Source organism: Sphingobium sp. FG58, assembly GCF_057809055.1.
Window position 1 is genome coordinate 197,167 of the sequence record NZ_JBMDJF010000005.1, and the last position, 22,959, is coordinate 220,125.

Below are 22,959 nucleotides of genomic sequence, written 5' to 3' on the forward strand. Positions count from 1 at the left end.
AGGGGCAATATGCCTCCAACTATAGCAGAATGCGTTTTGCCGGTGAACTGGTGCCGATGAGCCGCCACAGCAGATACGGCACTATCAGCGCAATCGGGAGCAACCACATCTTGCCCAGATAGGGCGAGAGATAGTGGATAAAGGCCACATGCAGATACATGATAACCAGCGACGCCCGGCCTAGCGAGGCCAGCGGTGCGGCATCAGGCGCGATGCGGCGGGCGATGGCGACGATCAGCAGCGATGTCGCGATCGCCGACCCGATCGACAACAGCGGCCAGCCATAATCGGCGACCTTCATATTGAGCGTTGGAAACCACCCCGCCAGACCGGCCATCGACAGCAGCGCCAGCGGCCCGATCATGGCGTTGCGCCAGCCGACCCGCGCCCACGCCGCGCCGATCCAGAGCAACACGAACGCCATCGGCACGGCGAGCAACCCCAGCGGCGACGCCTGCGTCATCCAACTCAGGGCATAAGCCACCCCCGTCACCAGAACCAGCAACAGCGCCCAGCGCCGATCCAGCGGATTGGGCCAGCGACACAGCACGATGTTGAACAGGATGCGCGCGACCATCAGGCAGGGGACGAACCAGAAAATCGTATAAGGCCCGCGCAGCCAGAAGCCGCCCAGCAGGATCGGCAGTAGATCGCCCGGCCATTGGTGAAAAATCGGCCGCCCGCCCTTCAGCGGCTCGATGATCTGATCGGCGACAATCAGCAGCGTCAGGAAGATGGCATAGGGCCGCATTTGGCTGGCCACCTGCCGCATGGCAAAACGCCCCGTTGGCTGCGGTCGCGACAGCATCCCTGACAATATGAAAAACAGCGGCATGTGGAAGCTGTAGAGCGCGTCGCGCACCGGCCCGCGCGTCCACACATGGCCGATCACGACGGCAACGATGCCGATGCCGCGTGCGACATCGACCCAATCGAGCCGGTCGCCCGCTTCCTTATCGATCGCCCCCCTATGCTCCATCGCCTCCACGCCCTATAGGACGGGACGCGCGCGTCAATGCGCCCCTGCCCTGCTTCCCGATCGGACCCCTATCCCTTGGCCCTGCTTACCGACCATGTCCTCTTCATCGATGGCGAGGCCATCATTCTCGACAAGCCAGCCGGCCTGCCGGTCGATGCCCCGCGCGACGGGTCGATCGCACTCGAAAATCACCTGCAATCGCTGACCTTCGGCTTTGCCCGCTGGCCGCTGCCGGTCCACCGGCTGGACCGCGACACCAGCGGCTGCCTGCTGCTCGCCCGCAATCCCAAGGCGCACAAGCGCTTCGCCGGTGCGTTCGAGGCAGGGACGGTCGCCAAACGCTATGTCGCGGTCGTTGACGGCGTGCCAAACGAAGAGAGCGGCACGATCGAACTGTCCCTGTCCAAGATCAGCAGCGCAAGCGAAGGCTGGCGCATGATCCCGGCCAAGGCGGGCAAGGTCGCCGTCACCCATTGGCGCAAGGTCGCGGAGAAGGACGGTCACGCGCTGATCGCCTTCACGCCCCAGACCGGCCGCACCCACCAGATCCGCGTCCATGCGCTGCATGGTCTCGGCTTCGGCATTGTCGGCGATCCGGTTTATGGCGAGGGAGGCGTGCCGATGCTGCTGCACAGCCGATTCTTGAGCATCCCGCGCGGCGAAAAGCCAGCGGCCGAGGCTACCGCTCCCCTGCCCGCCACCTTTGCCGACGCCGGGTTCGGGCAAGAATTGCTGGACGAAGCCGGGCTTTGACCGGCGCGGTCGAGCGGATACAGTCGCGCCATGGTCGCCATCGCCATCACCCGCTCCATCGCGATCGATAGCGACGAGATTGTCGAAACCTATACCCGCGCGTCGGGTCCGGGCGGCCAGCATGTCAACACGACCGACAGCGCCGTGCTGCTGCGCTTCGACGTGGCAAACTCGCCCGGTCTGCCCGACGCGGTGAAAAACAGGCTGGCGGACCTTGCCGGATCGCGGATGACGCGCGATGGCATATTGATCCTGCGCAGCGAAGGCGCGCGGTCGCAACTGCTCAACCGGCAGGATGTCCGCGACCGCCTGATCGCTCTGATCCTCGAAGCCACCATCGTCCCCAAAAAACGCCGCCCGACCAAACCCACCAAAGCCTCGCAAAAACGCCGGGTAGACGGCAAGGTAAAGCGCGCGACCGTCAAGCAGGGGCGCGGCAAGGTGCGGGTGGATTAGGCAGGTTGTTCGGCCAACGGCCGAGACCATGATGCGGGTTGCATCGATTGCGCCCGCGACAGGCGTTCCGCGCCCTTAAGGCTAAGCCACGCGATCAAAACACCAAATGGCACGTCAATCAGATAATGCCATCGTGTGGCAACAGCTGTAACGAAAATGAAGAAGGTAATGAAGGCATAGAGCGGCACCAGAATTCGCCCATGCTTCCATGCGAAACTGAGAAATAGGAACGCTGCTGCGGAATGGAGCGATGGCATGGCGGCCAAGCCTACGGTAAAGGCCGTCCCACCATTGCGCGCTAGCCAACTTGGCCCTTCCGCGACAGAATGATTGTAGAATTCCAACATGCTGTGTTGGCCTCCCGTAACCATGGGATCCACACCGGTTTCATAGATAAACGGACCGATAGCAGGCGCAACGATATAGGCTAATGTTCCTATAGTTTGCAGAAGTAATGCTGCAATGACCAACTCTGAAAATTTATCCGGCGTGCGGAATGCATGATAGCAAAAACTTCCATAGAACATCCCAATGTAACCAATCATATAAAAATTGGCTTCATATGGAATGAACAAAGTCATCCAGCTTCTAATGCCTATGCATAAGTCAACCAATGGTCGGAAAGTCTGATCTATTTCCCAATACACATCGTCAAACAAATATGGATTTATATGTGGTATCCATAATTTGATATTGAAGTGTGCAAACAAGACGGCAACATAGCATGGAAGTGCGATCAGGAACGTACGCGCCAGCGCCCGTTTTTGTCCGAAAAAAGCAAAGACGCCCCATATCCCAACGCCCATGAGCGGATATAGATAATGTATGCCGACAAATGCCGCTCGTTCACCCGTAGGATAGACGATCGGCAACTGGAAAATGGCAGCAAAAGCTAGCATTAGAATGATCATCAACAGAGAAATACTGATTTCCGGCGGTATGGTGGATTTCAATATATTCATGCTGCTGCCCCCTTCGTTCCGTCAGGCGCTAGCAAAACAAGGTTACCAATATCTGAATTGCCGCCCTCTGGCCCTGCTCCGCCACCGCGCCTATATCCGCCCGATGTTCGACTTTGCTCCCACCGATACCGCCGACAAGGCAACGCTCTATGCCGACCTGCTTTTCGCCGCCGATGCGCTGACGCGCGACGAGCCGGATCAGGTCGCCAACATGGCCAATGTCGCCGCGCTCATCTGGCAATATTTGCCTGACCTCAACTGGGCGGGCTTTTATCGCATGGTCGGGGGCGAACTGGTGCTGGGGCCTTTTCAGGGCAAGCCCGCCTGCATCCGCATTCCGCTGGGGCGCGGCGTATGCGGCACGGCGGCAGCGACAGGCGAAACGCAGTTGGTGGCCGATGTCCATGCCTTTCCGGGGCACATCGCCTGCGATGCAGCCAGCGCGTCGGAAATCGTCGTGCCGGTCATGGTCGATGCCCAAGTGATCGGCGTGCTGGATCTCGACAGTCCGATTGCCGCCCGCTTCGACTCGGATGATGCGCAGGGGCTGGAGGCATTGGTCGCGCGGATTGCCGCGCGGATCGGTTGAAGCGTTAACCCTCTTTCCCGCTACAGTCGCACGTTTCCGCCCCGTTTCGGGACAGGATTTAACGCTCCGACTCATGGATAGGCGCGGATCGCCATGCTAAACAGAGCGTTAGCATTTTGACCCGTGTGGCGCTTTCCCGCCGCGGGAAAACAGGGAGCGTTAACCATGCGGACATCCGGCCTTCTCCTTCTGGGCGCGAGCATTGCGCTGGCGGGCGCGGCTAGCCCGGCACTGGCGGGCAGCGGCCCGGCGATGGGCCATGGCACGACCGGTGGTTGGTCAGGCGGCGGATGGAAGGGCGGCGGTCGGCCGATGACCCACGCACCCCGACCGGGCATGAACTGGAACGGTGGCCACCGCTGGGGTCCGCGGCAAAATGGTCGCTGGTATGCGGGCTGGCGCGCGCCGGGTGGCTGGAACGGCTATCAGCGTCCCGTTTATGGCTATGTCCTGCCGCGCTACTGGATCAGCCCTTCTTATTATATCGGCAATTACGGCGCCTATGGCCTGCCCGCCCCAGCCGCTGGCTATGGCTGGTCGCGCTATTATGACGATGCGGTCATGACCGACCGTTATGGCCGGGTCTATGACAGCCGCAGCAATGTGGCTTGGGACCGGTATGAGGGCGGCTATGGCGACGATGGCTATTATGACGATCGTGATGCGTATCGGCGGCCCGACAATGGCCTTGGCGGTGCGGCCATCGGCGCGGTGGTCGGCGGCGTTGCGGGCAACCGCATCGCCGGGCGTGGCAACCGCACCGCAGGCACGCTGATCGGTGCAGGCGTGGGCGCGATCGCTGGGGCAGTGATCGACAAGGCGGAGGATGCACCCCGTCGCGGTGCCGCGCCGCCACCGCGTCGTCCGGGTGCCGGCTATGATTATGGCTATGGTTATGCCGACGACAGCGTGACCACCCAGAATGACTATGAAGGCCGCTGGACCGGCACCTGGACGACCGCCGATGGCAGGCGCACCAGTGGCACCTATGAGGGCCGGTTCGAGGGCGAAGTGCGCGGCCCAGGCGTCGATTACGATGCGCCAGCCTATGCAGGCCAGCCCCACTGGGCGCAGGGTCCGGCGCACGTCACCACCCATGGCGGTGGCGGCTATGTGTCGGGCGGCTATTACTACCCAGCGCCGATCGTGACCACGGTGACGATCGAGCCTGCGGTGACGACAACGACGACCACGACCTATGTCACCCAGCGCGTCGGCTATCGCAAACCAGCGCGCCGGGCGTGCCGCTGCAAATAAGCGTTTGAGGGCGACAAATCAGGGCCGCGCCTTGCAAGGGGCGCGGCCTTTTCATTATGCCCTGGGCGGCGTGATAACGGCAAAGGGCTGCGGGCGGCCCAGGTGAAAGCCCTGGCCGATGATGCAGCCATGGGCGAGCAGCCGATCGGCTTGGGCCGCGCTTTCCACCCCTTCGGCGACGACATCCATGCCGAAACTGCCGCCCAGCTTGACGATGGCGTCGACGATCGCGGCGTCACCTGCATCCTGTTCGATGTTGGACACGAAACTGCGATCGATTTTGAGAATGTCGACCGGATATTGTTTCAGGTGACTGAGCGAGGCAAAGCCGGTGCCGAAATCGTCCAGCGCGACGCGGACCCCCGCATCTGAAAAATGCCGCAACACGCGCCCGACTTGCCCTGCACCCCGGCCCAGAAAAACAGTCTCGGTCACCTCTATTTCCAGATGTTCCGGCGGCACCGCGAACAGGGCGAGTTGCTCCAGCACGCGTTCGGCGAAATCGTCGCGAGCGAAATCGGCCGCAGATGCATTGATCGCGACCCGACCGGGATCATGCCCGGCCTGCAACCAGTTGCGTACATCGCGCAACACCGCGTCGAGCATCTGCCCGGTCAGCGCGACGGCGATTTCGGCATCCTCAAAACCCGCCGCTATGCTGCCCGGCAATTGCAGGCCCAAACGCGGATGGTGCCAGCGCAACAGCGCTTCATAGCCCAGCACCCGGCCACTACGCAGGTCGACCTTGGGCTGATAATAGGGGGTAACCAGACGATCGGCGATGATTTTTCGTGCCATGCCGATCATCGAACTGCGCTGCTGAGCCTGCGCCCGCAAATCGGAATGGAACAGCGTCAGGCGACCACGCCCGGCCGCCTTCGATGCGTAAAGCGCCAGGTCAGCCGCCTTGAGCAGATCCTCCGCCCTGTCGCCATGATCGCCAAACAGCGCGCCGCCGATGCTGACGCCGCAATCGATCGATCGGCCATTATGGACATGGGGTATGCGCAGGCTTTCGATCAGCTTTGCGCTCCACGCCTCCAGCGCCGCGCCATCAGTCAATGACGGCGCGATCAGGCCGAACTCGTCGCCCCCCAACCGTCCCAGCACGGCGTCGGGCGGCGCGAGCGCGGCAAGGCACCGGGCAAAGGCGCAAAGCAAGGCGTCCCCCGCATCATGGCCCAGCGAATCATTGGTGCGCTTGAGATCGTCAATGTCGAGCAGCAACAGGCCAAAGCGGTTACCGGTGCGCGCCTGTCGTTCGGCCATCTCGTCCAGCGTCGCCTGCCATAAGGCGCGGTTGGGCAGCCGGGTCATGGGGTCGTGCGTTGCGGCCCAGCGGATGCGATCCTCGGCATCGCGCTGTTCGGTGACATCCAGAAAGGTAACGATGACGCGCAGCGCCCGTCCCGATTCCGATCGCGTGGTCCAGCCGCTGCTCCTGATCCAGCGCAGGGCGCCATCATTGGCGCGGTGGACCCGCAGCGTCGCCTCGAAATGCGGCGGCACGGCCCCGGCAGCCACGGCTTCCAGCATGGCACGCAGCGTTTCGCGATCGTCGGGATGGACCAGCGACAGCGCCAGTTCGCTGGTAGCCGGCTGATCCTCGCTCAGACCCAGCATCTCGCGGAATTCGGGCGACCAGCGACGCACACCGGTCGTCGCATCGAAATCCCATATGCCCAGCCTGGCTGCCTGTACGGCCAGACGAGAGCGTTCCTCGCTCTCTGCCAGCGCGTGCTGGGCAAGCTTTTGCGCGTGGACATCCTCCAGCGTGCCATACCAGCGGACGATCTGCCCCTTCGCATCGCGGCGCGCAGCGGCGCGGGCGCGCATCCAGCGATAGCTGCCGTCGCGCAGCCGGATGCGATAATCCACATCTATCGGCGCGCCGGACTCCAGATGCGCGCTCCACAAGGCAACGGTGCGGGTCAGGTCATCGGGGTGCAGTACTGCAAGCCAGCCCGTCCCCAGCGCCTGTTGCGCTGTCATGCCGGTCAGGTTCAGCCAGAGCGGTCCTACTTCCTCGATCGCGCCATCGGGTCCGGCCGTCCATGGCACTTGGGGGCTTAGGTCGACCGACCAGCGATAATGTTCGCGGCTTTCGGCCAGCGCCCTTTGCAGCGCGCGTGCGTCACGATCGTGGCGGTCGTGAATATCCTCGACCGTACCATAAAAGCGGACAAGACCATCCGTACCGGTCATCCGTCGCAAACGGATCAGGCACCAGCGCCGCTGTCCGTCGGCCCCCAGCAAGCGCACGGTCAGGGGCTGCGGTTCTTCCTCTGCGAACGCGGCCTTCAGCAGAGTGCGGCGGTCTGCGCGGTCCAGCAATGCACGCCATGTCCGACCGGTTAGGCTGCCATCCTGGTCGGTCGACAATATCCGGCCCCGCGCATCGGCAATCCAGCGCGACAGGGAAGGCGACAGATGGTCAAAGACCGGCGAAAAGAGTAGCTCGTTTCGATATGGTAATGAATTATCAGTGCGTTGACCGTTTTCCAGCAACCGCCGGAAATCGTCAAATCGGCGTTCAGCAAAGCGATCCATCGCCAGCCCCCGCCCATGTCGCCGTCATCGCGTTCATCATGACAGCACTAGCGGCGAAAGTTAAATAACCTTCTCACACTCCTGTCATTTTGGTCGAATTACTTGGCAGGGGCAGAAATCGCCGGAAATCCATGTAATCAGGCTGCTATTTGCGAAACATGCTCGCCAGTTCGACTGGCAGCGGGGGTTCGTCCCGTTGGGCCACGTCACGAATAGCCTGATCCTGTTCATCAGGATCAAACCGGACCCAGCCAGCCCGGCTCAATTTTTCGAGCGGGCGATAGCGGACCTTATATTGCATCCGCTGCGACCCATCGACCCAATAGCCCAGATACACATAGGGCAGCCCCGCCGCCGAAGCGCGAAGGATATGGTCCATGATGATGAAATTGCCCAGCCCCGGACGATTGTCCAGCTCAGTGTCGAAGAAGCTGTAGATCATCGACAGGCCGTCGCCCTGCCGGTCGGTCAGGCAGGCACCGACCAGCTTGCCAACGCGCCCGTCAATGCCGGGTTCGCGATATTCGACGATATGGCTGTCGACCGGGGTCTGTTCGACCATGTCGGCAAAATCCATCTCGTCCATCTCGGTCATGCCGCCGCCGGGGTGACGCGCCGACAGGTAGCGCTGGAGCAGCGCATATTGCTCTTCGGTCGACCAGGGCTTGCACGCGGTGACGGTCAAGTCGCTGTTACGACGGATCAGCTTGCGCTGGGTAGCGTTGGGGCGGAATTCATCCGTGACGACCCGCACCGACACACAGGCCGAACAGTCGGCGCAACTGGGGCGATAGGCCACATTCTGGCTGCGGCGAAAGCCGATCCGGCCAAGCGCGTCGTTCAGTTCGGCGGCATTGTCCCCGTTCAGCTCGGTAAATACCTTCCGCTCGCTCCGCCCCGGCAGATAGGGGCAGGGCGACGGATTGGTCACGAAGAAGCGGGGAAAACGAAAGGGTGCAGTCACGCTCCAATATCCCCTTCGTGGCGGCGGCGCGGGTGGATCATGTCCCGACTATGCCGTTGCCGCGTCCCTATGAAAAGAGCGTTTACCACGAAAAGTTAACAGACCGTTCGTGTGTCAGGCGACCTCGATCGGCGCGACCTCATAGCCCGCCTCGCCCAGCGCTGCGATCAACCGCTGGAGATGGGCGCGATCACGGGTTTCGCACTCCACGTCCAGGCTCAGCCCCTTGGCGGGCAGGTTGGTGAAAATACGCTGGTGCGCCAGTTCCAGGATGTTGACCGCTTCCTGATCGAAAATCCTGGCAACATGGAACAAAGCGCCGGGTCGATCCTGCAGGATGATCCGCAGCCGCGCCAGACGGCCCGACCGGGCAAGGTCGCGCAGCAGCACATTGGCCAGCAGCCGCGTATCGATATTGCCGCCGGTCAGGATCAGCCCGACATTGCGCCCGACAAATTGCTCACGATAGGTCAGCAGCGCGGCAAGACCCGCGGCCCCTGCCCCTTCCACCACCGTCTTTTCGATCTGGAGCAGCAGGCTCAGCGCCTCCTCCAACCGCCGTTCGGAGACGAGCAGGACGTCGTCCGCCAGCCGCTCGACAACGCGGCGAGTCAGTTCGCCCGGCTGCTTGACCGCGATGCCCTCGGCCAGCGTATCGCCGTCGCAGGCAAGGTCCGCGCCCTTGATGAAATCATACATGGATGGATACAGTTCGGCCTGCACACCGACCAGCCGGATATCGGGCTTCATCGCCCGCGCCGCTGTCGCCATGCCCGAAAACAGGCCGCCGCCGCCGATCGGGATGATCAGCGTGTCGATGTCTGGCGCATCCTCCAGCATTTCGAGCGCGACGGTGCCCTGCCCCGCCATGATGTCCGGCTCGTCAAAGGGATGGATGAAGGTCAGCCCCTGCTCTACCTCCAGCAAGCGGGCATGGGCATAGGCGTCGTCGAATTTCTCGCCATATTGCACCACGGTCGCGCCATGGCTCTGCGTCTGGGTGATCTTCACCGTCGGCGTCGTGGTGGGCATGACGATGGTGACCGGCACGCCCAGCCGCTTGCCATGATAGGCCAACCCCTGCGCATGATTGCCCGCCGACGCGGCGATGACGCCCTTCGCCTTGGCCGCATCGTCCAGTTGCAGCAGGCGATTCAATGCGCCGCGCTCCTTATAGGCGGCGGTGAACTGGAGATTTTCGAACTTCAGATAGACGTTGCAGCCCAACATATTCGAAAGCGTCTGGCTAATCAGGGTCGGCGTCTTGACGATGGAACCGGCAATCCGGGTCCGCGCGGCAAGAATGTCATCGACGGTGATGGGCAGCGGCAAGGCGCTCTCTATCTTGGCTAAGCTGTTCATGGAGCCGCCCCTAGCGGAAAATTGCGCGTGAAGAAACTGGCACTGTCGGAAAACTGGTCCTATGGCTGGGTCTGGCGCATTAAATATACGGGGCATATGGCTAATATCGCGTTTATCGGCCTGGGCGTCATGGGCGGCCCGATCGCAGGCCATCTGGCAAAGGCGGGGCATAGCCTGACTGTCTATAACCGTTCCATCGGCAAGGCGAAAAGCTGGGCGGAGGCCTATGGCGGCACGGTGGCGATCAGCCCGGCCAAGGCGGCCGAGGAAGCGGACATCGTCATCAGTTGCGTCGGCACCGACGATGATCTTAGTCAGGTGACGCTGGGCCGCGAAGGCGCGTTCCGCACAATGAAGCCGGGCGGACTGTTCATCGACCACACGACAGTATCGGCCCGGATCGCGCGGCAATTGTTCGTCGAAGGCGAAAGCCGCGGCATCCACAGCGTCGACGCACCAGTATCGGGCGGTCAGGCGGGCGCAGAAAATGGCAGGCTGTCGATCATGTGCGGGGGCAGCGAACCCGCCGTCACTGCCGCGAAGATCGTCATGAACGCCTATGCCGCGCGGATCGTCCATGTCGGCGGTGCAGGCGCGGGCCAGACCACCAAGATGGTCAACCAGATCTGCATTAGCGGCGTGTTGCAGGGACTGGCTGAAGCGCTGCGCTTTGCGCAAGCAGCCGAGCTGGATCTGGACGCGGTGTTCGAGGCGATTTCGGGCGGCGCTGCGCAAAGCTGGCAAATGGACAATCGCTGGAAAACGATGGCGCAGGACAGTTTCGATTTCGGATTTGCGGTCGACTGGATGCGCAAGGATCTAGGGCTGGCACTGGAAGAAGCGCGGGCCAATGGCGCGACGCTGCCGGTGACGGCGTTGGTCGATCAATTCTACGCCGATGTGCAGGCGCTGGGCGGCAACCGGCAGGATACGAGCGCGCTGGTGCGAAGGATTACGCGGGCGTGAGCGGTAACTTGGTCGGTCGTCATCCTGACGAAAGTCAGGATCCAGAGTCTCCCGCGCTGCGCGTGGCGTCCTGGATCCCGGATCAAGTCCGGGATGACGGAGGGAAGTACGGATTGGCGGGATGGGTAGTTGCCCTCGCCGCCCTCGCGCTCCCCCTTCCCGCCTTCGCGTCCGGCGTCATCGACAATGTCAACGGCATGGCGGTCGATCCCAATGGCAGGATCGTGCATTTCCGCGCGCTGCTGATCGACGATGAGGGCAAGGTCGAAAAATTGCTGCCTGACCGTTATCAGGAGCCGGAATATAAGCCCAAAAAGCCCAAAAAAGGCCAGCCCTGGCCCGAACGGCCCAAGGGACTGTCCTTTCGGATGGATGCGGGTGGCAAGACGCTGATACCCGGCCTGATCGACGCGCATGGCCATGTCATGGGGCTGGGCCTGTCGCTCATCACGCTGGACCTGTCGACCACAACCTCCCTGGCCGAAGCACAGGCGAAAATCCGGGCCTATGCGCAGGATGGCGCAGGGCGCAAATGGATCATCGGCACGGGCTGGAATCAGGAGCAGTGGGGGCTGGGTCGATTCCCGACAGCGGCTGATCTGGACGCGGCGGTCAGCGATATTCCGGTGTGGCTGGAGCGGATCGATGGCCATGCGGGCTGGGCCAACAGCGCCGCGATCCGCGCGGCTGGCGTGACGGCGGCGACCAAGGCACCAGTCGGGGGCCGAATCGAAATGGCGGCCGGCAAGCCGGCTGGCGTTTTCGTGGACAAGGCGATGGACCTGATCGCCAAGGTCGTTCCAGCACCTGCACCCAAGGACCGCGACATCGCCTTTGAAAAGGCGCAGCGCGCGCTGCTGGCGACCGGGATCACCGGCATTGCCGACATGGGGACCAGCATAGAGGATTGGCAGGCGTTCCGCCGCTCGGCCGATCGCGGGGCGCTGCGCGTGCGGATCATGGCATATGCCGCCGGGCTGGAAAATATGACGCTGATCGCGGGGCCGGAACCGACCCCATGGCTCTATGACGACCGGCTGCGACTGGGCGGGATCAAGCTGGTGCTGGACGGGGCGCTGGGATCGCGCGGGGCGTGGCTCAAGGCCGACTATGCCGACGCGCCCGGCCAGCGCGGCCTGCCGATGATTGCCGACACGCAGCTCCGCAACATCATGAGCCGGGCGGCAATGGACAATTTCCAAATCGCCACCCACGCCATCGGCGACGCGGCGAATAGCGAGATACTCGACGCGATTCAGGAATTGTCGGAAACCTACAAGGGCGACCGGCGCTGGCGGATCGAACATGCGCAGATCGTCAGCCCTGCCGATCTTCCCCGCTTTGCCCAGTTCGGCATCGTCGCGTCGATGCAACCGGTGCATGAAGCGTCGGACTGGCGCATGGCGACCGCGCGTCTGGGCGAGGCGCGGCTGGCGGGCGCCTATGCGTGGAAGGCGATGCTCGACAATCGGGTGCCGCTGGCCCTAGGCTCCGACGTGCCGGTCGAAAGCCCCAACCCCTTTGCTGGCATTGCCGTCGCCATGAGCCGCGAGGACGCCAAGGGCGAGCCGGTCGGCGGCTGGTTGCCGCAGCAAAAGGTGAGTTTCGAGGCAGCGCTGGATGGCTTTACCCGGCAGGCTGCCTATGCCGGGTTTGCCGAGAAACGCTTTGGCAGTCTGGTGCCGGGGCAGCGGGCGGATTTCCTGCTGATCGACCGGGATATCTCCACGGCGCGGGCGGCGGACATTCGCGCCACGCAAGTGTTGGAAACATGGATTGGTGGCAAGCGCGTCTATGTGAAGGGGCAGTAGCCCGCTTCACATAGCGTTATCCGCCGCATTGAGGGCATCCTCGAAACTTTCGGGCAGCGGCGGCTGGACCGGCTTGTCGCAGCCTTCTTCCTTCATATGCGCGCGCAGGGCGTCCATCCGGCCCAGATTCCAGCGCGCCAGCGGGACGCCCAAGGGCCGGAATTCGGCGCGGTCGAACAGTTCGACGACATAGGATGCGCAAAGTTCGTCAACCTGATCGAGCGTCAGCATCCCCAGATTCATCACCATCGGCTTGCCCGGCACGCCGTTACGACCACGCACCAGGTCCGTGACATAGAGGCCGCCGCGCGGATCGATCAGCACGACATCGGCCTGGCTGGAATCGATCAACCGATGGCTGGCGGCATAAGGCGCGACGAATGCGTGGGTGCGCCAGACCAGGAAGATGCTGGCGAGGCCGGTGATCACCAGCCCGATGACGAGCGGCCGGAGAGCCCCCTGCGGCCGGAAACGCGCCCAGCCAAGGCCTGCCAGCAGGCAGAAGGGGCCGATATAGCCATGAGCATAGCGAAAGCCCCAGCCATAGCCCTGCGCCAGCGCCAGCGCACATCCTGCCACACAGCCAAGCGCCAGCGGCAATGCGATTTCCTGCCCCCGGATTGCGCGCTTCCAGCGCATCGCGGCGATGCCGAGCGCGGCCAACGGGACCATCAATATATTGTTCCAGGCGACGAAACGGCTGAGATTGACCAGCGGCTGCCAGCGATCGCCCAGCCGCTGGAACAGGCTGCCGACCTTGTCCGCTACCCCGGCCGACGGGCGGACATCGGCGGGAGCGCCCAGCATATCGAGCAAAAAAGCGGGCCAGATCTTGGCCCAGACGATGACGATCGCCACCAGGGTCAGCGCATGGAAGGCCGCGACCGTCCAGCGGCGGGCAAGCAGCATCCACAGGATGAAGGGCGCGATGAAGATTGGCGGAAAATGCCATTGGTGCAGCCCTGCCGCTATCAGCGCGACCAGTCCTGCACTGACATGGCCAACCACCCCGCCGCGCAGCACCAGCGCCAGCCACACCATGTTGAGCGCGAAATGGCCCGTCATGGCATAGGGCGTCATCGCCGTGATCCACAACTGACTGGACGAACAGCCCAGCAACACCGTTACCCACACCGCATCGGGGCGATCGGGCATCAAATGCAGCGCCACGCGCCAGAGGGCGAACAGGCCGGTGAAGAGCAACACCGGTCCCGCCATATTGGGATCGCCCAATTGCCAGAACAGCGCCTGGATCGCGCTATTCACCGGCAGATAGGCCGCCGTCCAATAATCCGCCGCGCCGAAGGGAGAGAAAAATTCGGGCATGATCGCGCGGCGATAGGGTTCCCATTCGATCGGGATCGGCCGGGCGAACAACCCTTCGCGCATATAGGCGGCGGCGAAACGGGCAACCTCCTCATCGCGGGAAATCGCATAATCCTGAAACAGGGCATAATGGCCCGCCCAGGCCGCCAGCCCCATCAGTACGATCAGCGGCACGACGATCCGCGCGGTCGGTCGCGGCAGGATGATCCCGCGCCCTTCGGCAAAGGGCGCGGCCAGCGCCAGCAAAAGCAGCGAGACGATGAGCGCGGGGAAATCCTGATCCAGGAACAGGATGACCGCCAGGCTGATCCCCTGCCGATAGGTCACATGCCACAGGAAGGTCGCGCCCAGCCATAATGTCAGGCCGATCGCCCCCGCCAGAAACAGACGGCGCGCGCTGACGAAGGACGCGGGCGCCTCCATGATCAACCCTGAACCAGCGCCCGGTTGACGAAAATACCGTCCATTTCGACGAGCAGCGGGAAATGGCCTTTGTTGTTGGCGAAGAAAGCGGAAGGGATGAAAGCCCGCGCCTCCAGCCAGTCGATCATCGCGCGATAGCCGGTGCCGCCTTCATAGATGGGCCGCACCCCCAGTTCGGTCTGCACGCCCGTCATCTGCGCCAGCACCGCGCCTGCCCCTTGGCAGACCGACAGGTCATGGCCCTGCGTGTCCATCTTCAGAAATGGTCGGGCAAAGCCATGCTGGCCCACTAATTCAGGCAGCAGCGTATCAAGGCGGCGGCAGGGCGTCGCGACCGTCTGCGTCACCTTGTTACGGTTCGCGAAAATATCATCTTGCGCGCCCGATGGCGTCTTGAGCGAGGAGAATTGATCGGCGGCCATGATGTTGAAATCGGCGGTGCCGTCAAAATCCGACAGCGCCATGTTGAACACATGCCAGTGGCGATCCGACGCGGCGCGCTTTTGCAGTTCGGCGAATACGGCAGGGTTCGGCTCGAATGAGAGGATCAGGCCGCGATAGCCCGCATCCTTGCGCGCCATCGTGGCATATTGGCCGCGATTGGCGCCGACGTCGAACAGGCAGTCGACCTTGAAGCCGGACAGAAAGCGCTTCAACGCCTGAATTTCAGGATATTGATGCACCCGCCCCGCCAGCGCCAGGCGCAGCGCGAGCAGACGGTCGGCGGCTTCACGAACGTAGCGGTTCATGCGCGCGCGGCCAGCACTGCTTTGTAGATGCCGATCGTCGCCACCGCCATATCCGTCCAGTCCCCCATTTTCGCCCCATGAGCACGCGCCCGCGCACCCTGTTCCTGCCTGATGGCGGCGCTTTGCACCAGCGGCAAGAGGGCTTGGGCCAGCGCCGACGCATTTCCCGCCGGAAAGCGGGTCGCGACGCCATCGGGCAACTGACCGAACATGCCGGCGTCGGATGTCACCATCGCCTTGCCATGATGCAGCGCGGAGAGGAAGGCGCCGCTCGAATCGATGTGGCGATAGGGGAAGGCGATGATGTCGGCCTTGGCCATATGCGCATCGAGGCGGCCTTCGGTCAGGAAACCGAAATCGGTCAACAGGCGGTCGGCGAAACCGGCGGCGCGGACCTTCTCCAGCAGAGGCGCGACATCCATGAAGGGTTTGCCCGCCAGCACCAGTTCAAAGGCGTGACCCGACTGCCAGAGCTGAAGGCAGGCATCGATCAGCAGGTCGACGCCCTTATAGGGACGGATCGTGCCGAAGAAGAGGATGCGCGGCATGGCGGGATCGGGGATGGCGGCGAGATCGGCGGGGGTGGCCGCCGCCAACTGCATCGGCGGGTGCGGCGTCACATGAATGCGTGCCGGGTCGATGCCCTGCCCCACCAGCGCCGCCCGCGTAGTGTCGCCATGGACAATCAGCGCGTCAAACTCGTCGAGCAACGCGCGGTATCCCCGGCCCTGTACCCCGGCATCGGCATGATAGGCGTCAGCATTATGGACGGTATGGACCAGCACGGCGCGGCCCTTGAGGCGGCGCAGCATCAGCCCGTCGGCGGGCGCGAGCGGGAGCCACTGGACATGCACGACATCGGCGGCGGCAAGCGGAGTCAGGTCACCCAGTGCGCAGGACAGGCTATAGTCCGCCGCCTTGGCGAGGCGGAAGGCGCGACCTTCGCCAAGCCGGTCACGCAATGCTTCGCTGTGGCGGAAGAAATGCGGGGCGTAGCTGTAACCCCGTGGTTCGATCGCGTCGGTCGCGCGCATCGGGCGGGCGTAAAGGGCTACGTCCGCCCCCTCCCCCGCCAGTGCCGCGCACAGGCTGTCGTCATAGCGCCCGGTGAAGAGCGAGGGATCAAGCATCGCGACCTTCATGCCCGCACCAGCCGGCGCAGCGAGACTGCGTGCAGGGTCGCAGCCAGCAGAAGGGTCAGCGCATAGAGGCTCAGGAAAGCAAGATCGAACCGCTCCGGCCAGAGCAGGCGCGCCAGCGGAACGCTGAGCAGCGATCCGGCGAGGAAGGGAAGCGAGCGGGCGAGAAGATGCGAGAAGCGGCCGAGCGCCGCCTGCACATAGACCGAGACGCACAGCAGCGCGAGGGCAAGCAGAGCGACGACGATCAGCACCAAGTCGGCGCGGTCGATGCTGGCGCGGCCGTCAAACAGGATTGCAAACAGCCAATCGCCGACGCTGAGCAGCACGGCGGATAGCGCCAGCGCAAAGACCATCGCTGCGCCCAACGCCCGGCCAAGCAGCTGGCGCAGGCGCACTTCGTCACCGGCATGATAGGCGCGGGTGATGCGCGGCAGCGCAGCTTCCACCAGGGCGCGTACCAACATGGACAGTGACCTGGACATCTTGAAGAAGAAATCGAACAGCAGCATCGGCCGGGCGTCGCTGGTCGCCAGGGCGATGGTGAAATAGGGCGCGTTATAGGCGATGATGTCGGAGACGGTGAAGGCCGCGGACGCGCCTATGTCGCGCAGATAATGGGCGCGGACATGGCCGCCGCCGACGCGGAAGGCGATCCAGTGGCGCGGCTTCATGCCAAGGCGATGGTGGACATGGGCGATGGCCCAACCGATCACGAGGATGCTGACCGCCAGTTGCAGGGCGAGGGACAGGCGCGGATCGAGACCTGCCAATATCGCCAGCAGCAAGGCGATGGTGATGACCCGCCGCCCGCAATCGAGCGCTTCCCACAGGAAATTGCCGTCCACCGCCGCCAGCGCCCGCTTGGCTAGCAGACCGGGCAGGTTGAGACAGGCCGACAGGAAGAAAAGGAGGAATAACAAGGGCATGGCCGTGCCGATCCAGCCCGCGGCCAGCGCCACGAGCAGGATCAGCGTACCGCCCGCGACGATCAGGCCGAGGAACAGGAACAAGACCCCCATCTCCTCCAGCCGGAACGCGCCTATGTCGGCTTCACCGTCGCCCAGCCAGTGCCGTCGCAGCCGGGCATAGATGATGCTGGTCAGGCCGAATTCGGCCGAAACGGTGAAATTACCGAAGGCGACGAGGAGCAGGAAGGACTGGAATTCCGCCAGCGGCAGCGCACGCACGAACACGAAGGTGACGGCAAAGCCCCAGATCAGCACCAGGCCGACATTGGCGAGCTTGACCAGCGCAAGGATGCGGGCGGACGCCTCCATCCGCGCGAGGATGCTCACGCGAGGATGCTCACTGGGCGCCGGGCTTGCGGGCGCGGAACAGCCGGTCGTCCAGCGCATAGAAATGGCGGGTCGCAACGTCGATCCCGGCGGCGTCAATCTCCTCCAGATCAAAGCCCGCTGCGCGGATGCGGTCGGCAAAATCCGGGCCGTACTGGCGAACATGGTCCCACTGGCCAAAGCGCCGCTCCCGTTCGCGCGGGGGCATGGCGAAACTGCCATCCTCGGTCGGCTTGGTCCATAGCGGCACGATCAGCCAAGCTTCGCCGCCGGGCCTCAGCGCGCGCAAAATGTTGCGCAGCACGGCCATGTCGTCGGGGACATGCTCCATGACGTGGCTGGCGTAGAACAGGTCGTAGCGATCGGCGTCGGCCAGTTCCATCAGGTCGACGCGGTGCATGTTCGGCACGGTGTAGCGCGACGGATCAAGATCGGCAGGGATATAATCGGCAGCGGCAGAAAAGCGGCGGACGAGGCTCGCTTCATTGGGTGCCATGTGCAGGATCGCGCCGTCGGTCGGCACGGTGAGCGTACCCTGCGCGATCAGCCAGTTCATCAGCCGTTCGCGCGGGGATGCGCCGCAGTCCGGGCAGCCCCATTCGCCGTTGTCGCCATAGCGGAAGAAGCCGACCACGGTCGCGCCACAGGCCGGGCAACCCCGACTGGCGCGCGCGCCCAGCGCCTTGCGCAGCTTGAGCGCGCTTCGGGTCAGATGCTTGCCGGCAGCCTTGGCCACCCGCTGAACAGTAATCACGTCATTCTCCGACTGGGGAACAGCATTGGCGCTATACAAGATCGCACGGCTTTGACGAGAGGGTCAGCGCGACTTGGCGGGATTCCAGATGGTGACCGTGCGGCCGGTCATCGCCTTGGCAACGCCTTGCAAAGTCGCGGCATAGGCTATTAGCACATCGACCAGCGCGGCGAATGGTCCGCTCTTGGCACGGATGCCCCGCCAGATGACCAGCGCCACAGCCAGCGCACCGACCATGTAGAGCATCGGCGAGACGTGCATCGCCAGCGTACCGGCAGCGACCGCCCCTGTCAGGATGAACAGCCCGCCGAACCAGCGTACGATCTTGCGAGAGGCATATTTGAAACGGTCGATCGCGGCCATGCGCCGCAATTGCGGGCGCAAATGGCTGTGGGTGTGCCAGGCGCGGGCGGCGATGCGGACCTTGCGCCGATATTCGTCTTTTCGTGCCGTCACCAGTTTTTCGCGCGCGATCACGTCCCTGGCCTTCACCAGTCGCTTGCCCGCAAACACCACGGCCATGGAGACGGTCAGGTCATCCAGCACGCTGTCGGGGAAATCGGGATAGAGGCTGCGGCGGATCGAGAAGATCGAGCCGTCCGCCCCCAGCACATTGCCGGTGCGCGATTCCTCATCCTTCAGCCGCTCCTCGATCCGCCAGTAGAGCGACCCTACCGAGGCGGTAGCGCTTTCGCCCTGCCCGACATAATGGAGCGACCCCAGCACGCCGCCTATGTCAGGGTCTGCATAGCGGGCGAGCAGCCGTTCGACTGCATCGGGGTCCAGCAGCACATTGGCGTCGGTGAAGATCAATATGTCCCCGCGCGCGCGCGCGGCGAGCTGCTTCATGCCGTGCGCCTTGCCGCTGCGGCCGGGACCACGGATCAGGGTGACCAGATCGCCCTGCGCCGCGATCAGATCGCCCGTGCCGTCGGACGATCCATCATCGAAGGCGAGGATTTCAAGCGTCGGGTGTAGCCCCTTGAGCATCGCCAGATTGGCGAGCTTTTCGGGCATCGCATCGGCTTCATTATAGGCGCAGAAAAGCAGCGAGGCAGTCGGCACCGGCCCCGCGACCGGCTGTTCCGGGCGCGTCGGCAGCGCGCGCAAGATGAGCGGATAGAATAGGAACGGCCACATGATGGCGACCAGCGAGACGATAAGCAGTGCGCCAAGCCACAGGTCGGTCATGCTCAATAGGCCTTGTGGTGGAACAGCACGCCCAGCGTCGCGACGATGATGCGCAGGTCGCGCCAGACCGACCAGGCGGTGACATATTCCAGATCCGATTGCAGCCGGTCGATCAGATCCTGATGATGGTCGGTCGATCCGCGATGGCCGCGCACCTGGGCGAGACCAGTCATGCCGGGCTTGATGCAATGGCGCGCCCAGTAGCGTGCATCGACTTCCCAATAGAGCGTGTCGCCCGCCTTGGCCGCGGCAGCGTGGGGGCGCGGGCCGACAATGCTCATATCGCCCTTCAACACGTTGAAAAGCTGGGGGAGTTCGTCGATGCTCGACTTGCGCAGGAAGGCGCCGACGCGGGTGACCCGGTCATCGTCACGCGCGGTCAGTGTCTCGGCCTTGCGGTCGCTGGCGTCGGCGCGCATCGACCGAAATTTGTAGATCAGGAAGGATCGCCCATCCTTGCCGATGCGGGGCTGGCGGAAGATGACCGGGCCGGGACTGGTGAGTTTTACCGCCAGCGCAGCAACGATCAGAACCGGCGACAGGAGGATGGTGGCGGCACCGGCGACGATCAGGTCGAACAGGCGCTTGATCAGCCGATCGCGAAACTGGAGCGGCCCGCCTGCGACGATGATGGTCGGCTGGCCGTCAAATTCATCGACCCGCGCGGGCGCAAAGCGGAGCAGTTCGGGGACGACGATTTCGCCCCGCGCCGACAGGGATTTGAGTGCAGCCGACCAGTCGTCCATCCGGTCGAGCGGACAGGCGACGATGACCCGTTCGGCCATGCCCACCGCCTGGGCGAGGCGCGCGGCCATGTCCGCATCATGGCGTTCGGGGCGCAGGTCTGCGGCGTCCGCTTCGATGATCAGCATGTGCGGGCCGGTTTCGATGGCGACGCCGTCCATGATGACTGCGGTCAAATGCGGCACTTCGCCCAGCAACCTTTTGGCCAGCCGCACGACGACGAGCCGCACCAGCGCGACCGAAACCGCGCCGAGCGCCAGCCCGACGATGAAGGTTAAACGCGACAATTGTTCGGCGATCTTGCCCAGATAGACGATCAGCAGCATCAGCAGAGCCGCCTGCGCCAGCGCCAGCAGCGCGCGGAAAATGCCGCGCCGGACATTTTCAAGGCTGTGGATGCCATAGCCCCCGCCCTGCACGCCGAGCAGCGCATAAAGCGGCGCGATCATCGCGAACATGACGAGGCCATGCGGCTTGCCCGGCTCCCCCCACAGCGCGCCCAGCACGAACCAGTTGGCCGCCAGAAACGCGCCGAACAGCCCCGCCATGTCGCCAGCCAGGCACAGGGCATAGAGCCGCAGCCGGACCATTTCCTTGGAGACTGTCACTGATGCGCCCCGATTATCGCCATGCGCCCCGTTGGCACCGGGCGCGGCTGGTTGCAAGGGGGCTATTCCTCCCCGGCACGGGGAGGGGGACCACTGCGAAGCAGTGGTGGAGGGGGGAGCGTCTTACTCCCGCCCCCTCCGTCGGCCATTCTGGCCGCCACCTCCCCGCAAGCGGGGAGGAATCATATCCCGAACAGCCGCTCTAGCGACTTATCGAGCATCAGCAATTGCCACAGCAGCCGCCCATGATCGGCCATACCGGATTTGTGATCGGCGGCGATTTTGGCCAGTGCTTTGGTATCGAACCAGCCGGTGCGCGCCAGCGATGATCCGCCCGCGATCGCGGTAGCCTCGCCCGCCAGCGCGCCGCGGAACCAGGTGCTGATCGGGGTCACGAAACCCATTTTCTGGCGGTAGAGTATGTCCTGCGGCAGATAGGGTTCCATCGCCTTTTTCAGCAGATATTTGCCGCTATTGCCCCGGATGCGCTGGTTGACCGGCAGGCGCGCGGCAAATTCGACCAACCGGTGGTCAAGCAAAGGCTCGCGCGCTTCCAGGCTGACGGCCATGCTCATCCGGTCGGTCTTGGTGAGGATATCGCCGGGCAGCCAGATGCGGATGTCGGCATATTGGGCGCGGTCGAGCGGATCGCGCGCAGGGGCGTCCGCCATCGCCTTGATATAGCGATCCTCGGCGCGGTAGGCGCCAAGTCGGCTTTTCATGTCCTGGCTGTAGAGGCGATGGCGCAGCGCGTGCGGCGTCACCCCGACCGAGGCGGCATAAGCAGCCCCGCCCTCCCCCGCCAGTTCAAGGAAGGTCGATTTGGCCCGCAGCGCGCGCGGTGCCCAGTCGGCCTTTGGATAATATTTGCCCAGCGTCCCGAACAGGGGCTGACGGACAGAGGCCGGGATGAGGCCGCGGAGGCGCTCGCCCTGCATCTGGAAGCGGTGACGGCGATAGCCTGCAAAGGCTTCGTCCGCGCCGTCGCCCGACAGCGCCACCGTCACCTGTTCGCGCGCCAGTTCACACACGCGAAAGGTCGGCAGGGCCGAAGCGTCGGCAAAGGGTTCGTCGAAATGGAAGGCGAGCCGGTCGATCAGGCCATAATCATCGGGCGATACTATGCGGGTGCGGTGATCGGTCGCAAAGCGGCGGGCGATGCGGTCGGCAAAGGCGGTTTCGTCAAGCGAGGCGACGTCGAAGCCGATGGTGCAGGTCTTGACCGCCTGAGTGGAGGCTTCGGCCATCAGCGCGACGACGCTGCTGCTGTCCACGCCGCCCGACAGGAATGCGCCGAGCGGCACGTCGGCCACCATGCGCGATCGAACCGCCTGTCGCATCAATGCGACCAGTTCTTCTTCCAGTTCCTGCGGTTTCGCCTTGGTCCGATCGGCGAAGCTGACGTCCCAATAGCGCTGCGGCTGCGGCAAGGGACGACCGCGCACCAGCCGCAGCGTTTCACCCGCGCCCAGTTTCCGCACGCCCGCGACCATGCAGGCATCATCGGGGACATAGCCATAGGCCATATAATCCTCGACCGCTGACAGGTCCGGCGCGCGGCGCAGCAGCGGATGGGCGAGCAGGCTTTTCAGTTCCGATCCGAAGATCAGGCTGCCGTCGGACAGCAGCGCATAATGGAGCGGTTTGACCCCCAACCGGTCACGCACCAGCCAGAGCGACTGCGCCCGCGCGTCGAACAGGGCGAAGGCGAACATGCCGTTGAAGCGGTGAACACACTCCTCGCCCCATTGGCGATAGCCGTGGAGGATGACTTCGGTGTCGCTATGGGTGCGGAAGATGTGGCCCTTGGCCTCCAGCTCTGCGCGGACCTCGCCGAAATTATAGATTTCGCCGTTGAAGATGACCGCCAGACTTTCATCCTCGGTCAGCATCGGCTGCGCGCCCGCCTCCAGATCAATGATCGACAGGCGCAGATGGCCAAGCCCAACGCCCGGCGCGGTCCAGATGCCGCTGCCGTCCGGGCCGCGATGCGGCATTGCGTCCAGCATGGCGCGCACCCGCGCGGGATCGACGGGCTTGGCCGTTTCGAGATGGAAGATGCCTGCTATGCCGCACAT

The 22,959-nt window shown here is 63.8% G+C and carries 19 protein-coding genes; 6 read left to right on the forward strand and 13 right to left on the reverse strand.

Annotation, left to right across the window (positions count from 1 at the left end; translation table 11 throughout):
- Positions 1 to 19: 19 nt before the first annotated feature.
- Positions 20 to 979 (reverse strand): acyltransferase family protein, encoded by a 960-nt coding sequence (locus tag ACODR8_RS08895; RefSeq protein WP_489006911.1) that lies wholly within the window; start codon positions 977 to 979, stop codon positions 20 to 22.
- Between the two features lie 75 nt (positions 980 to 1,054).
- Here ACODR8_RS08895 and ACODR8_RS08900 point away from each other — a divergent pair, with 75 nt between their 5' ends.
- A complete protein-coding gene (locus ACODR8_RS08900; protein ID WP_489006912.1) occupies positions 1,055 to 1,732 on the forward strand; it encodes an RluA family pseudouridine synthase in 678 nt (225 codons plus the stop codon).
- Positions 1,733 to 1,762: 30 nt separating this feature from the next.
- Positions 1,763 to 2,188 carry an alternative ribosome rescue aminoacyl-tRNA hydrolase ArfB gene (gene arfB, locus ACODR8_RS08905; protein ID WP_489006913.1) on the forward strand — a complete coding sequence of 142 codons (426 nt, stop codon included), beginning with the start codon at positions 1,763 to 1,765 and terminating at the stop codon, positions 2,186 to 2,188.
- Here the strand turns inward: arfB and ACODR8_RS08910 are convergent.
- A complete protein-coding gene (locus ACODR8_RS08910; RefSeq protein WP_489006914.1) occupies positions 2,185 to 3,150 on the reverse strand; it encodes a phosphatase PAP2 family protein in 966 nt (321 codons plus the stop codon). The two genes, arfB and ACODR8_RS08910, sit on opposite strands and share 4 nt — an antisense overlap.
- A gap of 103 nt (positions 3,151 to 3,253) precedes the next feature.
- Between ACODR8_RS08910 and ACODR8_RS08915 the strand changes: the two genes are divergently transcribed.
- Complete coding sequence (locus ACODR8_RS08915) at positions 3,254 to 3,739, forward strand: GAF domain-containing protein (RefSeq protein WP_489006915.1); 486 nt, start codon at positions 3,254 to 3,256, stop codon at positions 3,737 to 3,739.
- A 165-nt stretch (positions 3,740 to 3,904) separates the two neighbouring features.
- The gene (locus tag ACODR8_RS08920; RefSeq protein ID WP_489006916.1) at positions 3,905 to 4,996 is read left to right on the forward strand and encodes an RcnB family protein; all 1,092 of its coding nucleotides are present in this window, start codon (positions 3,905 to 3,907) and stop codon (positions 4,994 to 4,996) included.
- A 54-nt stretch (positions 4,997 to 5,050) separates the two neighbouring features.
- Here ACODR8_RS08920 and ACODR8_RS08925 read toward each other — a convergent pair whose 3' ends face one another.
- The 3 genes from ACODR8_RS08925 to ACODR8_RS08935 form a co-directional block, all read right to left on the reverse strand.
- Positions 5,051 to 7,546 (reverse strand): EAL domain-containing protein, encoded by a 2,496-nt coding sequence (locus tag ACODR8_RS08925; protein WP_489006917.1) that lies wholly within the window; start codon positions 7,544 to 7,546, stop codon positions 5,051 to 5,053.
- Positions 7,547 to 7,691: 145 nt separating this feature from the next.
- The gene (locus tag ACODR8_RS08930; RefSeq protein WP_294131302.1) at positions 7,692 to 8,510 is read right to left on the reverse strand and encodes an arginyltransferase; all 819 of its coding nucleotides are present in this window, start codon (positions 8,508 to 8,510) and stop codon (positions 7,692 to 7,694) included.
- 114 nt (positions 8,511 to 8,624) lie between these two features.
- On the reverse strand, positions 8,625 to 9,872 hold the full coding sequence (locus ACODR8_RS08935; protein WP_489006918.1) for a threonine ammonia-lyase: 1,248 nt from the start codon (positions 9,870 to 9,872) through the stop codon (positions 8,625 to 8,627).
- A gap of 96 nt (positions 9,873 to 9,968) precedes the next feature.
- On the opposite strand from ACODR8_RS08935, the gene ACODR8_RS08940 reads away from it, so the two are divergent.
- Both ACODR8_RS08940 and ACODR8_RS08945 read left to right on the forward strand, forming a co-directional pair.
- On the forward strand, positions 9,969 to 10,838 hold the full coding sequence (locus tag ACODR8_RS08940; RefSeq protein WP_489006960.1) for an NAD(P)-dependent oxidoreductase: 870 nt from the start codon (positions 9,969 to 9,971) through the stop codon (positions 10,836 to 10,838).
- 113 nt (positions 10,839 to 10,951) lie between these two features.
- Positions 10,952 to 12,649, forward strand: coding sequence for an amidohydrolase (locus tag ACODR8_RS08945; RefSeq protein WP_489006919.1), 1,698 nt, complete (start codon positions 10,952 to 10,954; stop codon positions 12,647 to 12,649).
- Positions 12,650 to 12,655: 6 nt separating this feature from the next.
- On the opposite strand, the gene ACODR8_RS08950 is transcribed toward ACODR8_RS08945, so the two are convergent.
- The 8 genes from ACODR8_RS08950 to ACODR8_RS08985 form a co-directional block, all read right to left on the reverse strand.
- Positions 12,656 to 14,398 carry an MFS transporter gene (locus tag ACODR8_RS08950; RefSeq protein WP_489006920.1) on the reverse strand — a complete coding sequence of 581 codons (1,743 nt, stop codon included), beginning with the start codon at positions 14,396 to 14,398 and terminating at the stop codon, positions 12,656 to 12,658.
- A gap of 2 nt (positions 14,399 to 14,400) precedes the next feature.
- A complete protein-coding gene (locus ACODR8_RS08955; RefSeq protein WP_489006921.1) occupies positions 14,401 to 15,147 on the reverse strand; it encodes an FkbM family methyltransferase in 747 nt (248 codons plus the stop codon).
- Positions 15,144 to 16,289, reverse strand: a complete 1,146-nt coding sequence (locus tag ACODR8_RS08960; protein ID WP_489006922.1) for a glycosyltransferase family 4 protein — start codon at positions 16,287 to 16,289, stop codon at positions 15,144 to 15,146. Before ACODR8_RS08960 ends, ACODR8_RS08955 begins: the two co-directional genes overlap by 4 nt.
- Positions 16,286 to 17,566 carry a hypothetical protein gene (locus ACODR8_RS08965; protein ID WP_489006961.1) on the reverse strand — a complete coding sequence of 427 codons (1,281 nt, stop codon included), beginning with the start codon at positions 17,564 to 17,566 and terminating at the stop codon, positions 16,286 to 16,288. The genes ACODR8_RS08960 and ACODR8_RS08965 overlap by 4 nt, the downstream gene beginning before the upstream one ends.
- A 28-nt stretch (positions 17,567 to 17,594) precedes the next feature.
- Positions 17,595 to 18,338: a class I SAM-dependent methyltransferase gene (locus ACODR8_RS08970; protein WP_489006923.1), complete on the reverse strand. Its 744-nt coding sequence runs from the start codon at positions 18,336 to 18,338 to the stop codon at positions 17,595 to 17,597.
- A gap of 63 nt (positions 18,339 to 18,401) precedes the next feature.
- Positions 18,402 to 19,529, reverse strand: a complete 1,128-nt coding sequence (locus tag ACODR8_RS08975; protein WP_489006924.1) for a glycosyltransferase family 2 protein — start codon at positions 19,527 to 19,529, stop codon at positions 18,402 to 18,404.
- A 2-nt stretch (positions 19,530 to 19,531) separates the two neighbouring features.
- Complete coding sequence (locus ACODR8_RS08980) at positions 19,532 to 20,863, reverse strand: sugar transferase (RefSeq protein WP_489006962.1); 1,332 nt, start codon at positions 20,861 to 20,863, stop codon at positions 19,532 to 19,534.
- 200 nt (positions 20,864 to 21,063) lie between these two features.
- Positions 21,064 to 22,959 (reverse strand): XrtA/PEP-CTERM system amidotransferase, encoded by a 1,896-nt coding sequence (locus ACODR8_RS08985; RefSeq protein ID WP_489006925.1) that lies wholly within the window; start codon positions 22,957 to 22,959, stop codon positions 21,064 to 21,066.

Excerpts from the sequence above, each read along its gene's own strand:
- ACODR8_RS08975 (WP_489006924.1), bottom strand. The coding sequence starts at position 19,529 with ATGACCGACCTGTGGCTTGGCGCACTGCTTATCGTCTCGCTGGTCGCC.
- ACODR8_RS08910 (WP_489006914.1), bottom strand. The coding sequence starts at position 3,150 with ATGAATATATTGAAATCCACCATACCGCCGGAAATCAGTATTTCTCTG.
- ACODR8_RS08895 (WP_489006911.1), bottom strand. The coding sequence starts at position 979 with ATGGAGCATAGGGGGGCGATCGATAAGGAAGCGGGCGACCGGCTCGAT.
- ACODR8_RS08950 (WP_489006920.1), bottom strand. The coding sequence starts at position 14,398 with ATGGAGGCGCCCGCGTCCTTCGTCAGCGCGCGCCGTCTGTTTCTGGCG.
- ACODR8_RS08985 (WP_489006925.1), bottom strand. The coding sequence starts at position 22,959 with ATGTGCGGCATAGCAGGCATCTTCCATCTCGAAACGGCCAAGCCCGTC.
- ACODR8_RS08940 (WP_489006960.1), top strand. The coding sequence starts at position 9,969 with ATGGCTAATATCGCGTTTATCGGCCTGGGCGTCATGGGCGGCCCGATC.
- ACODR8_RS08980 (WP_489006962.1), bottom strand. The coding sequence starts at position 20,863 with ATGGTCCGGCTGCGGCTCTATGCCCTGTGCCTGGCTGGCGACATGGCG.
- ACODR8_RS08935 (WP_489006918.1), bottom strand. The coding sequence starts at position 9,872 with ATGAACAGCTTAGCCAAGATAGAGAGCGCCTTGCCGCTGCCCATCACC.
- ACODR8_RS08915 (WP_489006915.1), top strand. The coding sequence starts at position 3,254 with ATGTTCGACTTTGCTCCCACCGATACCGCCGACAAGGCAACGCTCTAT.
- arfB (WP_489006913.1), top strand. The coding sequence starts at position 1,763 with ATGGTCGCCATCGCCATCACCCGCTCCATCGCGATCGATAGCGACGAG.
- ACODR8_RS08920 (WP_489006916.1), top strand. The coding sequence starts at position 3,905 with ATGCGGACATCCGGCCTTCTCCTTCTGGGCGCGAGCATTGCGCTGGCG.
- ACODR8_RS08960 (WP_489006922.1), bottom strand. The coding sequence starts at position 16,289 with ATGAAGGTCGCGATGCTTGATCCCTCGCTCTTCACCGGGCGCTATGAC.
- ACODR8_RS08925 (WP_489006917.1), bottom strand. The coding sequence starts at position 7,546 with ATGGATCGCTTTGCTGAACGCCGATTTGACGATTTCCGGCGGTTGCTG.
- ACODR8_RS08965 (WP_489006961.1), bottom strand. The coding sequence starts at position 17,566 with ATGGAGGCGTCCGCCCGCATCCTTGCGCTGGTCAAGCTCGCCAATGTC.
- ACODR8_RS08955 (WP_489006921.1), bottom strand. The coding sequence starts at position 15,147 with ATGAACCGCTACGTTCGTGAAGCCGCCGACCGTCTGCTCGCGCTGCGC.